Below are 14655 nucleotides of genomic sequence, written 5' to 3'. Positions count from 1 at the left end.
AAAAATACTGATACGAATCGGTAATATCCTGATAGATATAGCCTATTTATAACTTATTAAAGTTTGGTATTTTTACTTATTGATTTATTATGTGTTATCCATCACATACTGCAAATGCTGCCGCATATATTGTTCTGCTTTATCAGGCAAGCCGGCTTCAATCGCTTGGTAAATACAGCAATGGTGGATATAGCTTTGTTCGTGCAATTCAATAAATTTCTCTTTTGATCTAGCTTTAATCAACCAATCAATAAAGGTACTGTACATCTGTAAAGCCATGGGATTATGTAAGCATCCAAGAATCGCAAGATGAAACCGTACATCGGTTTCAATAAAACCATCATAATTACTTAATTGTACTTTATTATTTGCCAGTGCCAACTGTAACTGCTTAAGATCCTCTGCCGTACGTACTCTTGCAGCCTCTCTCACCACGGCAATCTCAAATAACTGACGAATTTTTTCTAATTGAATACGTTCATTCTGCTGAGTCAAAACCCCAATCGCAATGCCAGATATATTATTAATTACAGTTTCGGTACAAGGGCGCGTTACCCTCGTTTTTTCGCCACTTTTAATTTCGACCAACCCTTTTTGCTCAAGCTTTTGTAATGCCTCACGCACTGAAGGTCGCCCAACGCCGAAAATTTCCATTAAATCACGTTCAGAAGGTAATGCCTCACCTTCCTTAAGCTCATCGGTGACAATCAAACGCTCTATTTCGTCATAAATATGCTCAGAGAGTTTTTTCTTTTTAAGTGGCTTTAACATGCCATTTTCAAAGGCAGACATTATTTTCCTCTCATTTCGTTCGTCTGATGAAGTTCAAAGGGGCTATAGCACGAGGCTACCTGATGCGATTTTCACTCAAAATCGTGCAATTGATTATACCTAATTAGATCTTTTTATTCTATCTGTGATCATCATCACAGACCGCATTCTGGTATGATAGCATAATATGCACACCAGGCATAAAGGAAACATAATCTCGATTTATCAACTGTAAAAGGAGCTTTCAATGGATCTTTCTGGTTTATATGTTGCAACACTCACTCCCTTCAATTCTGATGAAACGCTAAATACTGAGGATTTGGGCAAATTGATTGAATTTAATTGCCGCTCTGATTTAGATGGTTTATATGTCGGCGGCTCAACTGCCGAAGCATTTTTATGCTCTACCGATGAACGAATTCGGTTATTAGAAATTGCCGCCGATAAAGCAACGAAAGAGAAAAAACTGATTGCACATATCGGCGATATTTCCACCCGAAAAAGTGAAATGTTAGCCAAAGCCGTCACAAACCTGCGGTATGATGCGGTGTCGGCTGTCACGCCGTTTTATTATCCTGTCGGTTTCGAGCAGCTGAAAAATCACTACACCGATATTATCCAAAAGTGCGGTAAGCCGATGGTCGTCTATAATTTTCCAGCCTTTGCCGGTGTTAATTTGAGTGGCGACCAAATTGCCCAGCTGCTCAATCTTGATGGCGTGATTGCATTAAAACAAACGTCTGCCAATTTATATCAAATGGAACAGATTACTCGGCAAAATCCAGATAAAATCGTCTATAACGGTTTTGATGAAATTTTAGCTTCTGGCTTAGTTGCGGGTGCAAAAGGCGGCATCGGTTCAACTTACAACGTGCAGGCACAACGTATTGTTGAATTATTCAAAGCCATGAACAGCAATCAAGTTGATAGAACAGCAGCATTACAACGCGAAGCCAATATCGTGATTGATACCCTAATCGAAGGGGGGGTAATTCCATCGTTAAAATATCTACTCAAAGCAAAGGGCATTATAGAAAATGATACTTGCCGCCGCCCGATGAATAGACTGACAAAAGAAAACCAACTCAAGCTCGATAAATTGATTGAAACCGCACTTTGTTAATCGATTTCACAAATTGAACCATACTTTTACCCAATAGGAGTATTCCAAATGAGATTTAGCAAACCATTATTTACTGCAGGCGTAACACTTGCACTAGCTTGCTCTGCTCAAGCTGCCGACTATGATTTTAAAATGGGACTTGTTGCCGGTCCAAGTGCAAATGAATATAAAGCCGCTGAATTCTTCGCCAAAGCAGTTAATGAAAAATCCGGTGGCAAAATTGAGATTTCACTCTACCCTAGTGCACAACTGGGTGATGATCGTTCCATGATAAAACAGATAGGTGATGGTGCATTGGATTTCACCTTTGGCGAGTCGGCACGCTTTCAAGTGTTTTACCCTGAAGCTGAAGTTTTCGCACTCCCCTATATGATTCCAAATTTCGATATTGCCAAAAAAGCCCTGTTTGAAACCCCATTCGGGCAACAATTAATCAATAAAATTAATCACGATTTAAATATTACTATTCTTGCCGATGCTTATAACGGTACGCGACAAACGACATCAAATCGTCCTATACGTAATCTCGCAGATATGAAAGGGCTTAAATTACGCGTGCCGAACGCAGCCACAAATTTAGCCTATGCAAAATATGTCGGTGCCTCACCAACACCGATGTCATTTGCCGAAGTCTATCTTGCCTTGCAAACCAACTCCGTTGATGGGCAAGAAAATCCACTTTCTACCGTTCAAGCGCAAAAATTTTATGAAGTGCAGAAATATTTAGCGATGACAAATCACATCTTGAATGATCAGCTCTATTTAGTCGGTAATGATACGTGGAATGAATTACCGCAAGATTTGCAAGCCGTGGTTCAACAGGCCGCTCAAGCTGCGGCAGATTACCATTCATCTCTCTTTTTTAATGGCGAAAAAGAGTTAATCGGCTTTTTCGAATCCCAAGGAGTCGAAGTAACCTATCCTGATTTAGCGCCATTTAAAGCCGTTATGCTACCGTATTATGATGAATATATTAAAAAGAACGGCAAAATTGGGCAGCAGGCTATCGAACAAATCAATCAATTGACGCAATAGTACGATAAAAGCCTGAGATTTAAAAACCTAAGGCTTCACTTTGTTATCTTGGGAGTATGTATGAAAATATTTAATCGCTTAGAAGAGTATATTGGTGGTGTATTATTTTTAGCGATATTTTTTATTTTGCTACTACAAATTTTCTTCCGACAAATCGTGGACTCACCGCTAATTTGGAGTGAAGAACTGGCAAGAGTTCTGTTTATCTATGTCGGCATGATTGGAATCAGCATGGCGATTCGTTCGCAACAACATGTTTATATTGATTTTATCACTAATATTATGCCCGCCAAAATACGTAAGTTTATCTTTTCATTTGTGCAATTAGTGATCTTTATAGCCGTGCTTTTCTTTATCCATTTGGGCTTTAAGCAGTTTTTTAGTTCATCATTTGAGTTAGTTGCATTAGGCATCAGCGAAAAATGGTTATATGCCTCCCTCCCTTTTATTGCTTGCTTGATGTTTATTCGTTTTTTACAGGCACAATATGAAAACTATCAAAATAAGCTCAGTTATATTCCATTGTCATTTTTTATCATTACCTGTATTACTCTAGCCTGTATTTATTTTTTAAATCCTGATTTATTTCAGGTATTACGCATCTCAAATTATATTAAACTTGGCAATAATGCCGTTTATATTGCGCTTGTAGTTTGGCTATTTATTATGTTTTGCGGCACCCCCGTCGGCTGGTCGTTGTTTATTGCCAGCTTGCTCTATTTCTCAATGACAAGATGGGGAATTGTTAATTCTGCCTCTGCCAAGTTAGTTGATGCTCTTAACAGCTTTCCACTACTCAGTGTACCTTTTTTTATTCTCACCGGGGTATTAATGAATTCCGGCGGTATTACCACACGTATCTTTAATTTTGCCAAATCTTTATTAGGGCATTATCGCGGTGGTATGGGACACGTCAATATCGGTGCAAGCTTAATCTTTTCCGGTATGTCCGGCTCGGCATTGGCTGATGCTGGTGGCTTAGGGCAACTCGAAATCAAATCTATGCGCGACGCTGGTTATGATGATGATGTTTGTGGCGGGATTACTGCAGCCTCTTGTATTATCGGACCACTTGTTCCACCAAGCCTGACAATGATTATTTATGGGGTGATTGCCAATCAATCGATTGCAAAATTATTTATCGCCGGATTTGTGCCCGGAGTATTAATTACCATTGCACTCATGATCATGAATTATTATATTTCGAAAAAAAGGAATTACAAACGGACACCAAAGGCAAATTTAGCACATCGTTGTACGGCATTTAAAGAAGCAAAATGGGCTGTTTTAACCCCGGTTTTAATTATTGGAGGTATCTTCTCCGGCTTATTTACCCCAACCGAAGCTGCCGTTATTTCTGCTTTTTATGCCATTGTTATTGGCATGCTTGTTTATAAAGAACTCAGTATCGCATTATTGTTTAAAAGTTTTGTAGAAACTATCGCCATCACCGGTGTAACTAGTCTAATGGTTATGACCGTGACCTTTTTCGGCGATATGATCGCGCGTGAGCAAGTCGCCATGAAAATCGCTAACAGTTTTATGGCATTTGCGGATTCTCCGCTTATGGTTCTGTTGATGATCAATCTACTCCTACTGTTTTTAGGTATGTTTATTGACGCACTAGCATTACAGTTTTTAGTGTTGCCAATGCTAATCCCAATTGCCGTTTATTTTAATATTGATCTGATCTTCTTTGGGGTAATGACGACCTTAAATATGATGATTGGTATTTTAACGCCGCCGATGGGTATGGCACTGTTTGTAGTTTCACGAGTAGGGAATATGTCGGTTAGTACTGTAACAAAAGGTGTAATTCCGTTTTTAATACCAATTTTTATTACACTGGTTTTAATTACTCTCTTCCCACAAATTATCACTTTTATTCCTAACTTAATTATGCCTTAATACAAAGGCAAACAAGACAGGAACATAATATGAAAATAGGTATTGATGTCGGCGGTACAAAAATTGAAATTATTGTGCTTTTAAACACAGGAGAAGTGAGATTCAAAAAACGAATTGCAACCCCAAAACAATCATACCAGATACTATTAGACAACCTAATACAATTAATTGCCTGTACCGAGGCAGAAATTGGACAACAAGCCAGTATAGGAATTGGTATACCTGGAATCATTTCCCCTATGAGCGGTTTAGTCAAAAATTCTAATATTACCGTATTAAACGGACATGATCTACAAAACGACCTCTCTGCCTTGCTAGGCAGAGAGATAAAAATCGCTAATGATGCCAATTGCATGGCTGTATCAGAAGCGATTGATGGCTCAGCTTCTGGTAAACAGGTCGTATTAGCATTAATTTTAGGCACCGGTGCCGGAGCTGGCCTAGTCATTAACGGTAAACCACATATCGGGTTGAACGGTCTTGGTGGAGAATGGGGGCATAATCCTTTACCTTGGCAAGACGAAAATGAGCAAGCCATCAGTTATTCTCAACGCTGCTATTGTGGACGACAAGGTTGTATTGAGCATTTTGTTTCCGGCACAGCTCTTTGTGCGGAATATTTTCGCCAAAGCAATCAGCAACTACAAGGAGAAGAGATTGCTACATTAGCAAAATTGGGCGATTCTGTAGCAGAACAAGTCCTAAGCACTTATGAAATACGGCTTGCTAAAGCGATTGCGTCAACTATCAATTTACTCGATCCAGATGTGGTTGTTCTAGCTGGTGGTGTATCAAATATTCAACGCTTATATCAGAATTTACCGTTGCTTATTAGCGAATTCGTCTTTGGCGGTGAATGTTCGACTCCGATTAAAGCTGCGCAACACGGCGATTCTAGTGGTGTAAGAGGAGCAGCTTGGCTTTGGGCATAGCCGCTCCTTAATTATACAAAAGTACGGTTACTTCAAAAAATACTGATACGAATCCGAATCGGTAATATCCTGATAGGCGTAGCCCAATTCTTCTAAATGGTGTTGGAACACCTGTTCGGTGGCTTCGCTCAGTTGGAAAGCACAGAGAATATCGCCGTAATCCGCGCCGTGGTTGCGGTAATGGAACAACGAGATATTCCACTGTGTGCCCAAGGTTTGCAGGAATTTGACCAGTGCGCCTTTCTGTTCAGGGAATACAAAGCTGTACAATCGCTCACGTTGCGAGCTGGTGCTGTGTCCGCCGATCATATAACGGATATGGGTTTTTGCGACCTCATCATCGGACAGATCGTTGACATCATAGCCGTTCACACGCAGTTGTCCGATGATCTCCTGCTTCTCGGCTTCGCCACCGCTAACCCGCACCCCGACGAAAATACCGGCTTGCTGGTTGTCGGCATAACGGTAGTTAAACTCGGTCACCGCCCGATCGCCCAACAGATGGCAAAATTTAAGGAAGCTGCCCTTTTGTTCCGGAATCGTCACCGCCAGCAACGCTTCATGTTTTTCGCCGATTTCACAACGTTCCGACACATAGCGCAGGCTGTGGAAATTCAGATTTGCCCCCGACAAAATATTGATCAGCGTTTCGCCTTGAATGTTGTGCAGCTTGACATATTTTTTCAGCCCCGCCAGCGACAACGCGCCCGACGGTTCAGAGATCGCACGCACATTTTCAAAAATATCTTTCACCGCTGCGCAGATTTCATCGCTGTCAACCGTGATCACCTCGTCTAAATAGCGTTGGCAAACCCGAAAAGTTTCGTCACCAATCCGCTTGACCGCCACGCCGTCGGCAAACAGTCCGACCCGCTCCAAATCCACCGGTTCGCCGGCTGCCAGTGCGGCTTGCAAACAGGCAGAATCTTTTGATTCCACCCCGATCACTTTCACTTCCGGCATTAGCTGTTTGATCAACACCGCGACCCCGGCAGCCAAACCGCCACCACCGACCGGCACAAAAATACGGTCGATATGTTGCGATTGCTGAATCAACTCCATCGCCAACGAACCTTGTCCGGCAATCACCGCTGGATGGTCAAACGGTGGAATAAAGGTCATATTTTTGCTGTGTGACAGCTCAATTGCTTTGGTTTTGGCTTCGTCAAAATTGGCACCGTGCAGCAGCACTTCGCCGCCGAAACCGCGCACCGCATCGACTTTAATCGAGGGCGTATTTTGCGGCATCACGATCAGCGCTTTCAAACCCAATTTTTTTGCCGAAAGCGCCACGCCTTGCGCGTGGTTGCCGGCCGAGGCGGCAATCACCCCGGCGGCTTTTTGTGCCTCATTCAATCCTGTAATCATGGCGTAAGCACCACGAATTTTGAAGCTGTTGACCGGCTGGCGATCTTCACGTTTGATATAAATGGCATTGTCAAACCGCTCGGATAATTTTGCCATTTTTTGCAGTGGCGTGACCTCTACGACATCATAAATATTGGAGGTCAACACCGCTCTTAAGTATTCACTGCCGTTCGGTTGTGCTGAAAGTGTCATAATCCGATCCTACCGTCAATCCTGCAATTTACTGCGATCACGCACTGCGCCTTTGTCGGCACTGGTCGCCAACATCGCATAGGCTTTTAAGGCTAACGAAACCTGACGTTGGCGGTTTTTCGGTTTCCACCCCCGTTTTTCCTGCTCGGCACGACGCCCACGTAATACGCTGTCGGCTACCAATAATTCGATTTTACGCTGTGGGATATCAATTGATATCACATCACCGTCTTGCACCAAACCAATTGTGCCGCCGTTTGCCGCTTCCGGTGAAACATGTCCGATCGACAATCCAGAGGTACCGCCGGAAAAACGTCCATCAGTCAACAATGCACATTGTTTGCCCAAACCCATCGATTTCAGGTAGCTGGTCGGATACAGCATTTCCTGCATCCCCGGCCCCCCTTTCGGTCCTTCGTAGCGGATCACCACCACATCGCCGGCAACAATTTTACCGCCCAAAATCGCTGCCACCGCATCATCTTGGCTTTCGAATACTTTTGCCTTGCCTTGGAATTTTAGAATCGATTCATCAACACCAGCAGTTTTGACGATACAGCCATTCTCCGCCAAATTACCGGACAACATGGCTAAGCCGCCGTCTTGGCTGTAAGCATGCGCTTTATTGCGGATACAACCGGAAGTGCGGTCATCGTCCAGTGAATCCCAACGACAATCTTGCGAAAATGCTTCAGTGGTGCGGATGCCGGCAGGACCGGCACGGAAGAAGGACCGCACTTTTTCATCATCGGTGCGGATAATGTCATAGCGATCCAGTTGTTCCAACATTGAATAGCCCAACACGGTGCGGGTTTGGTTGTTCAACAGACCGGCGCGATCTAATTCGCCCAGAATACCCATTACTCCGCCAGCACGGTGCACATCTTCCATATGGTATTTATTGGTATTCGGCGCCACTTTGCTCAGGCACGGCACAATACGAGACAGGCGGTCAATATCATCCATATTGAAATCCACTTCGGCTTCCTGTGCCGCGGCTAACAGATGCAACACGGTGTTGGTCGAGCCGCCCATTGCAATATCCAAGCTCATGGCATTGTCAAACGCCGCTTTAGTCGCAATCGAACGTGGCAGTACACTGTCGTCGTCTTGTTCGTAGTAACGTTTGCACAGTGCTAAAATTTGTGTGCCGGCTTGCAGGAACAGTTGTTTGCGATCCGCATGGGTTGCCAAGCATGAACCGTTACCCGGCAAACTCAAGCCTAAGGCTTCGGTCAGGCAGTTCATCGAGTTGGCGGTGAACATGCCGGAGCAAGAGCCGCACGTCGGACAGGCGGAACGTTCAATCGCTTCACTGTCGGCATCACTGACTTTCGGATCGGCACTTTGGATCATGGCATCAACCAAATCTAACTTGATCAATTTGTCGGACAATTTGGTTTTGCCGGCTTCCATCGGTCCGCCGGAAACAAAAATAGTCGGGATATTCAAACGCAGCGACGCCATCAACATGCCCGGAGTGATTTTGTCACAGTTGGAAATACACACCATCGCATCGGCACAATGGGCGTTCACCATATACTCGACCGAATCCGCAATCAGCTCCCGTGACGGCAGTGAGTAAAGCATGCCGCCGTGCCCCATCGCAATACCGTCATCCACCGCAATGGTGTTGAACTCTTTGGCAATGCCGCCAGCGGCTTCAATTTCACGCGCCACCAATTGCCCCATATCTTTTAAGTGCACATGACCGGGCACAAACTGGGTGAAGGAATTGACCACCGCAATAATCGGTTTGCCGAAATCCTGATCTTTCACTCCGGTCGCACGCCACAACGCACGCGCCCCCGCCATATTGCGACCTTGGGTGCTGGTCGCCGAACGTAATTTAGGCATCTTTTTTCCTCTATTTAATCACTCAAATTTGTATTATTGTAGAGACGGATTAACTATCCGCCCGAACCGCACTTTCAACTTATAAAACCACAACGCTTTGCACATCAAACAACTTGCTTAACTGGCTGACTAACGCTTCAATCGAACGCTCGCTGCTGACGCTGAAATTCAAGCTGATGTGTTCGGCGCTTGATGTCATTTGCAATTGGCTTACGCGATAGCCACGGTGGCGCACCACACGCAACACCCGTTCCAACACTTCCGGTCGCCACTGGGCTTGTAGGGTCAACTGATACTGTTTCATGTTTCTCTCTTCACTGATTCAAACAAACGGTTGATTCAAACCGCACTTTAGCTTATACGCCAATATCTTCCAACATCGTTTCATTGCTTGCCCCCGGCGGTACCAACGGCCAGACATTTTCATCGGAATCGATGCAAACATGCAGCAGATAGGCACCTTCGCTGCCAAGCAGGCGCTGTAACGCCTCTTGCACCTGGTAGCCATGTTCGATCCGCTCACCTTGAATACCAAAAGCTGCAGCCAAGGTCACAAAATCCGGGTTGTCATCTAAAATGGTTTCGCTGTGGCGCCCATGGAAAAACAGTGACTGCCACTGTCGCACCATGCCCAAACGCTGGTTATCCAACAATAAGATTTTAATCGGCAGTTTACCACGCTTAATCGAGCCCAGTTCCTGCACATTCATCATAAACGAGCCGTCGCCGCTGACCAAAATCACACAGTCGTTCGGACGTGCTTTTTGTGCCCCGACCGCCGCTGGCAAACCAAAGCCCATGGTGCCCAAACCTGCCGAAGTGAGATAATTTTCCGGTTGGTTGTGCTGCATATGTTGTGCCGACCACATTTGGTGCTGCCCAACATCAGTGGTGATCACCGCACTTTGTGGTTGCATTGTCGATAGCGTTTTCAATAATGTCCAAGGGTGAATGGTGGCTTGCCCGACATTCGGCGGATAGACGAATGGAAAATCCTGAATTAAACGCTGAATATCCTGCCGCCAAGGTGCAATATCTAATTCACAGCACAAACCTTGAAAAGCTTGGTTTAAATCGCCACGCAATACTACATCCGCTTGGCGTAATTTATTGATTTCTGCCGGATCAATATCCGCATGGATCACTTTCGCGTGCGGCGCAAAAGTATCTAATTTGCCGGTCACCCGATCATCGAACCGCGCACCAAACACTAGCAATAAATCACTCTCCTGCACCGCATAATTTGCTGCTTTAGTACCGTGCATGCCCACCATGCCCATATAATACGGGGTGTCGCCTGGAATGGCACCCAAGCCTTTGATGGTAGAAATCGAAGGAATTTGGGTTGTTTGCAAAAAGTTCCGCAATGCCACAACCGCACTTGCCATACCAACGCCGCCACCGATATATAAAACCGGGCGTTTGGCTTGTTGCAATAATGTCTTTGCTTGTTGTAGATGTTCGTCTAATTGATCTGCTGCTTGCTCTAGCGGCAACACGATTGGCTGTGCCGTTGTTGGTGCAAATTGCACGTCTTTTGGAATATCGACCAGCACCGGACCAGGGCGACCGCTTAGCGCCACTTGGAAAGCCTGTGCCAAAATCAGCGGCAACTCTTCAATATTTTGCACGATAAAACTTTGCTTGGTACACGCCAGCGATAAACCTAAGACATCAATTTCTTGAAACGCATCGGTGCCGATAAACGGCGTTGCCACTTGCCCGGTAATCGCTACAATCGGCACCGAGTCCAACAGTGCGTCTGCCAAACCGGTAATCAAATTAGTAGCACCCGGCCCTGACGTAGCAATGCACACCCCCACTTTTTTGCTGGAACGGGCATAGCCAATCGCTGCCATTGCCGCGCCCTGCTCGTTACGGCACAGTAAATGATCCAACCCTGAATCGTAAATCGCATCATATACCGGCATAATCGCGCCGCCAGGATAACCGAAAATCACCTCGACCTGATGCGCTTTCAAACTCTCTGTGACTAATCTCGCTCCGTTCATTTCTTCCCCATTTACCGCACTTTGAATTAATAAACCATTTTCAAAACCACAAAAAAACCCTCACCGGTTAGCGAGGGTTTACTGATAACAGACTGGTACAGACCAATTAGCAACACCGCTCGCTGTCGGTGATAATAATCACCAACCCGAGAAGAGTGCTAATAATTCGGCTTACTTGCCTTTTTTGCTGCATTGATTATACCAATCTGCTCTAAATTCATTCATCTGGTTACATAAATACCATATTTTTCTAGCACTGCAAAACCTTTTTTCAATTTATGCCCAAATCTAGGGTCTGTTGATGTTTGTTTATATTTTGGAACAAACGGTATAGACTAAAGCGGCTTATTTGTCAAAAATTAAGGAAAATCGTATGGCGTCCTATAATCAAAAACAAAGTACTTTAATCCAACAACTTAAGAAAATCGTTGGTGAAAAACACCTGCTGACAGAACCGAACCGCACTTTGCCCTATCGACAAGGTTTTCGTTTCGGCAAAGGCCAAGCATTAGCGGTGGCGATTCCTGCCTCTTTAATCGAACAGTGGCGCATTTTACAAGCCTGTGTGAACGCCGATGTAATTGTGATCACCCAAGCTGCCAATACCGGACTAACCGGCGGCTCCACCCCTGACGGCAATGACTACGATCGCGATATCGTGATCATCAATACCCTGCGAATCGATCAAATTCAACTGATAAATCAAGCCGAGCAAGTCATCTGCCTACCCGGTAGCACGCTGTTTAAATTAGAAGCCGAATTGCTGAAACATGGACGCGAAGCCCACTCTGTAATTGGATCTTCTTGCTTGGGCGCTTCAGTGCTGGGCGGAATCTGCAATAATTCTGGTGGCGCATTGGTGCAACGTGGTCCGGCTTATACTGAAATGGCGCTGTTTGCGCAAATTGACAGCGATGGCGAACTGTGCCTTGTCAACCATTTGGGTATCGAATTAGGTGACGATCCCGAAGAGATTTTATCGCGTCTGGAACAGAAACGTTATTTGGAATCCGATATCCAAAACGACAACCGCCATGGACACGATCACCAGTATTGCGAGCACGTTCGCCAAGTGGATGCTGACAGCGCCGCACGCTTCAACGCCGACCCTCGCCGTTTGCACGAAGCCTCCGGCTGCGCCGGAAAATTGATGGTGTTTGCGGTGCGTTTAGACACTTTTCCATTGGAAAAAAATACGCAGGTTTTCTATATCGGCAGCAACCAAACCGCCGAACTGGATGACATTCGCCGTCATATTTTAACGCAATTCCAATCTCTGCCGGTCTCAGGTGAATATATTCATCGCGAAGCCTTTGATGTGGCAACGGTTTATGGCAAAGATACGTTTTGGGCAATCAAAAAATTGGGCACTGATAACTTACCCAAATTATTCAGTTTGAAAAATAAAGTTGATCAAATCTGCGGTCAGATTTCTTTTCTACCAAAACATATTTCCGACAAAATGTTACAGCTTTTCAGTAAAATTTTACCGCAACATTTACCGAAAAGAATGTTGGAATATCGCGATCGCTATGAGCATCATTTAATTCTGAAAATGGCCGGAAACGGTATTGAAGAAGCCAAAACATTTCTAAACTCCTATTTTTCCGAACATAGCGGTGACTTTTTTGTTTGCAATCCACAAGAATCGCAAGCGGCGATGCTGCACCGTTTTGCGGTTGCCGGTGCCGCCGTCCGTTATCGGATTATTAATCACAAAACGGTTGAAGATATTGTCGCGCTGGATGTGGCGCTGCGCCGCAATGATCGCGAATGGTTTGAAACCTTGCCTGCTGAACTTGATCAAAAATTTATTCATAAACTGTATTATGGGCATTTTATGTGCCATGTATTCCATCAGGATTATATTGCCAAAAAAGGAACTGACCCGACCGCATTGGAAGAAGAAATGCTGGAATTGCTTGATCGACGTGGCGCACAATATCCGGCGGAACACAATGTCGGTCATCTTTATCATGCCAAACCAGAGCTCAAAAAATTCTATCGCGATCTGGATCCGACCAATAGTTTTAATCCGGGCATAGGCAAAACATCTAAATTAAAGAATTGGCAATAGATCTAAAGTGCGGTTTTGACTGACCGCACTTTTAACTCAAACTGAATCGTTTCAGTTTTTTATCAAAAAAACGACTCAGATCAAATCTACCAACAACATTTACAATTATACTGAAAACAATGTCAACAAGGAGACGCTTATGATTAATAAAGATACCCAGCTCTGCATGTCGCTTTCCGGCAGACCCGGTAATTTTGGCACCCTATTCCACAACTACCTTTACCAGAAGCTAGGCTTGAATTTCATCTATAAAGCTTTTACCACCCAAGATATTGAGCATGCCGTAAAAGGCGTGCGCGCCTTGGGCATTCGCGGTTGCGCGGTCTCCATGCCGTTTAAGGAGAGTTGTATTGCGTTTTTAGATGAACTCTCCGCCTCCGCCAAAGCGATTGATTCGGTCAACACCATTGTCAATGACAACGGTTATTTAAAAGCCTATAACACTGATTATATTGCGATCGCCAAACTGATCGAAAAATATCAGCTTAACCCAAAATCCAGTGTAATCGTACATGGCAGTGGTGGTATGGCGAAAGCAGTAGTCGCCGCATTTAAAGACGCCGGCTTCAAAATGCTCAGCGTATGCTCCAGAAATCCGCAAACCGGCAAGCAATTAGCCGAATTGTATGGTTATCAATATATGGCTAGCCTCAAGCAGGCGAAAGCAGATATTATCGTCAACGTCACCCCAATTGGAATGACGGGGGGCAAAGAGGCAACCGAGCTTTCCTTTCCCTTGGCAATGATCGAACAAGCGACCACCGCTTTTGATGTGGTAGCATTGCCGGCGGAAACTCCATTAATCACTACCGCACAAAAACTGGGAAAGCAAACAATTTCTGGAGCAGAAGTGATTGTGTTGCAGGCAGTAGAACAGTTTGAGCTTTATACCGGCAAAAGACCCGACGAGGAATTAATCGCTGAAGCCAGCGCCTTTGCCAGAGCCCATGCTTAATCCAAAACTCAAAGTGCGGTCAACCGTACTTTGAATTCACTTGCACTTTCCCAAAATAGCGCAAACAAAAAACCCTTAGCATCGCTGCTAAGGGTCGTTGTACTGTATTCAGTAAAATCCGGCGGTGTCCTACTCTCACATGGGGAGACCCCACACTACCATCGGCATTACAGCATTTCACTTCTGAGTTCGGCATGGGTTCAGGTGGGTCTACTGCACTATCGCCGCCGGAATAATTCGGCTTGATTCTCTTGTCTCTTTTATTCTATTTCTTTGTTCTCTTCACGATACTCTCGATGACCACCTCCAACCCACAACACTCGCTTTCTTCTACGACTGTCATCTGTCTTCCGTCCTCCGTCATCTGATTGGCCACAAGCTAATCTGATTTAAACTCTTCGAGCTTTATCTTTGTCTTTGTCTTT

11 protein-coding genes and 1 rRNA gene are annotated in these 14655 nt (G+C 44.7%); 6 read left to right on the top strand and 6 right to left on the bottom strand.

What is annotated here, in order from left to right; genetic code table 11:
- Window positions 1-87: 87 nt before the first annotated feature.
- A complete protein-coding gene (locus FHQ23_RS11165; RefSeq protein ID WP_139614391.1) occupies window positions 88-792 on the bottom strand; it encodes a GntR family transcriptional regulator in 705 nt (234 codons plus the stop codon).
- 226 nt (window positions 793-1018) lie between these two features.
- Between FHQ23_RS11165 and FHQ23_RS11160 the strand changes: the two genes are divergently transcribed.
- Genes FHQ23_RS11160 through mak form a run of 4 tightly spaced genes read left to right on the top strand, consistent with a single transcriptional unit; the run spans window position 1019 to window position 5769 of the window.
- Window positions 1019-1894, top strand: coding sequence for an N-acetylneuraminate lyase (locus FHQ23_RS11160; RefSeq protein ID WP_139614390.1), 876 nt, complete (start codon window positions 1019-1021; stop codon window positions 1892-1894).
- A gap of 48 nt (window positions 1895-1942) precedes the next feature.
- Complete coding sequence (locus FHQ23_RS11155) at window positions 1943-2929, top strand: sialic acid TRAP transporter substrate-binding protein SiaP (RefSeq protein WP_139614389.1); 987 nt, start codon at window positions 1943-1945, stop codon at window positions 2927-2929.
- Window positions 2930-2989: 60 nt separating this feature from the next.
- Window positions 2990-4837: a TRAP transporter large permease gene (locus FHQ23_RS11150; RefSeq protein WP_139614388.1), complete on the top strand. Its 1848-nt coding sequence runs from the start codon at window positions 2990-2992 to the stop codon at window positions 4835-4837.
- A gap of 29 nt (window positions 4838-4866) precedes the next feature.
- Entirely contained in the window at window positions 4867-5769 is a 903-nt protein-coding gene (gene mak / locus FHQ23_RS11145) for a fructokinase (protein ID WP_139614387.1), read from the top strand.
- 27 nt (window positions 5770-5796) lie between these two features.
- On the opposite strand, the gene ilvA is transcribed toward mak, so the two are convergent.
- From ilvA to ilvG, 4 genes are all read right to left on the bottom strand, one after another.
- Complete coding sequence (gene ilvA / locus FHQ23_RS11140) at window positions 5797-7329, bottom strand: threonine ammonia-lyase, biosynthetic (RefSeq protein WP_139614386.1); 1533 nt, start codon at window positions 7327-7329, stop codon at window positions 5797-5799.
- Between the two features lie 15 nt (window positions 7330-7344).
- Window positions 7345-9186, bottom strand: coding sequence for a dihydroxy-acid dehydratase (gene ilvD / locus FHQ23_RS11135; protein WP_139614385.1), 1842 nt, complete (start codon window positions 9184-9186; stop codon window positions 7345-7347).
- Window positions 9187-9265: 79 nt separating this feature from the next.
- Complete coding sequence (ilvM, locus tag FHQ23_RS11130; RefSeq protein ID WP_139614384.1) at window positions 9266-9490, bottom strand: acetolactate synthase 2 small subunit; 225 nt, start codon at window positions 9488-9490, stop codon at window positions 9266-9268.
- A gap of 52 nt (window positions 9491-9542) precedes the next feature.
- Window positions 9543-11198 carry an acetolactate synthase 2 catalytic subunit gene (gene ilvG, locus FHQ23_RS11125; RefSeq protein WP_139614383.1) on the bottom strand — a complete coding sequence of 552 codons (1656 nt, stop codon included), beginning with the start codon at window positions 11196-11198 and terminating at the stop codon, window positions 9543-9545.
- A gap of 373 nt (window positions 11199-11571) precedes the next feature.
- Between ilvG and dld the strand changes: the two genes are divergently transcribed.
- Both dld and FHQ23_RS11115 read left to right on the top strand, forming a co-directional pair.
- On the top strand, window positions 11572-13275 hold the full coding sequence (gene dld / locus FHQ23_RS11120; protein WP_139614382.1) for a D-lactate dehydrogenase: 1704 nt from the start codon (window positions 11572-11574) through the stop codon (window positions 13273-13275).
- Between the two features lie 139 nt (window positions 13276-13414).
- Entirely contained in the window at window positions 13415-14230 is an 816-nt protein-coding gene (locus FHQ23_RS11115) for a shikimate 5-dehydrogenase (RefSeq protein WP_139614381.1), read from the top strand.
- A 116-nt stretch (window positions 14231-14346) separates the two neighbouring features.
- On the opposite strand, the gene rrf is transcribed toward FHQ23_RS11115, so the two are convergent.
- Window positions 14347-14462: ribosomal RNA gene (gene rrf, locus FHQ23_RS11110) — 5S ribosomal RNA — on the bottom strand.
- Window positions 14463-14655: the final 193 nt, after the last annotated feature.

The sequence above is a fragment of the Testudinibacter crocodili genome (assembly GCF_006228025.1).
Classification (GTDB): Bacteria; Pseudomonadota; Gammaproteobacteria; order Enterobacterales; family Pasteurellaceae; genus Chelonobacter.
Note: the sequence above shows the minus strand (reverse complement) of the source record. Positions and strands in the feature narration are given on the sequence as shown.

Bases quoted from the DNA above. Each gene is read 5' to 3' on its own strand.
- ilvG (WP_139614383.1), bottom strand. From the start codon at position 11,198: ATGAACGGAGCGAGATTAGTCACAGAGAGTTTGAAAGCGCATCAGGTC.
- dld (WP_139614382.1), top strand. From the start codon at position 11,572: ATGGCGTCCTATAATCAAAAACAAAGTACTTTAATCCAACAACTTAAG.
- FHQ23_RS11165 (WP_139614391.1), bottom strand. From the start codon at position 792: ATGTCTGCCTTTGAAAATGGCATGTTAAAGCCACTTAAAAAGAAAAAA.
- mak (WP_139614387.1), top strand. From the start codon at position 4,867: ATGAAAATAGGTATTGATGTCGGCGGTACAAAAATTGAAATTATTGTG.
- ilvA (WP_139614386.1), bottom strand. From the start codon at position 7,329: ATGACACTTTCAGCACAACCGAACGGCAGTGAATACTTAAGAGCGGTG.
- FHQ23_RS11150 (WP_139614388.1), top strand. From the start codon at position 2,990: ATGAAAATATTTAATCGCTTAGAAGAGTATATTGGTGGTGTATTATTT.
- FHQ23_RS11155 (WP_139614389.1), top strand. From the start codon at position 1,943: ATGAGATTTAGCAAACCATTATTTACTGCAGGCGTAACACTTGCACTA.
- FHQ23_RS11115 (WP_139614381.1), top strand. From the start codon at position 13,415: ATGATTAATAAAGATACCCAGCTCTGCATGTCGCTTTCCGGCAGACCC.
- FHQ23_RS11160 (WP_139614390.1), top strand. From the start codon at position 1,019: ATGGATCTTTCTGGTTTATATGTTGCAACACTCACTCCCTTCAATTCT.
- ilvM (WP_139614384.1), bottom strand. From the start codon at position 9,490: ATGAAACAGTATCAGTTGACCCTACAAGCCCAGTGGCGACCGGAAGTG.
- ilvD (WP_139614385.1), bottom strand. From the start codon at position 9,186: ATGCCTAAATTACGTTCGGCGACCAGCACCCAAGGTCGCAATATGGCG.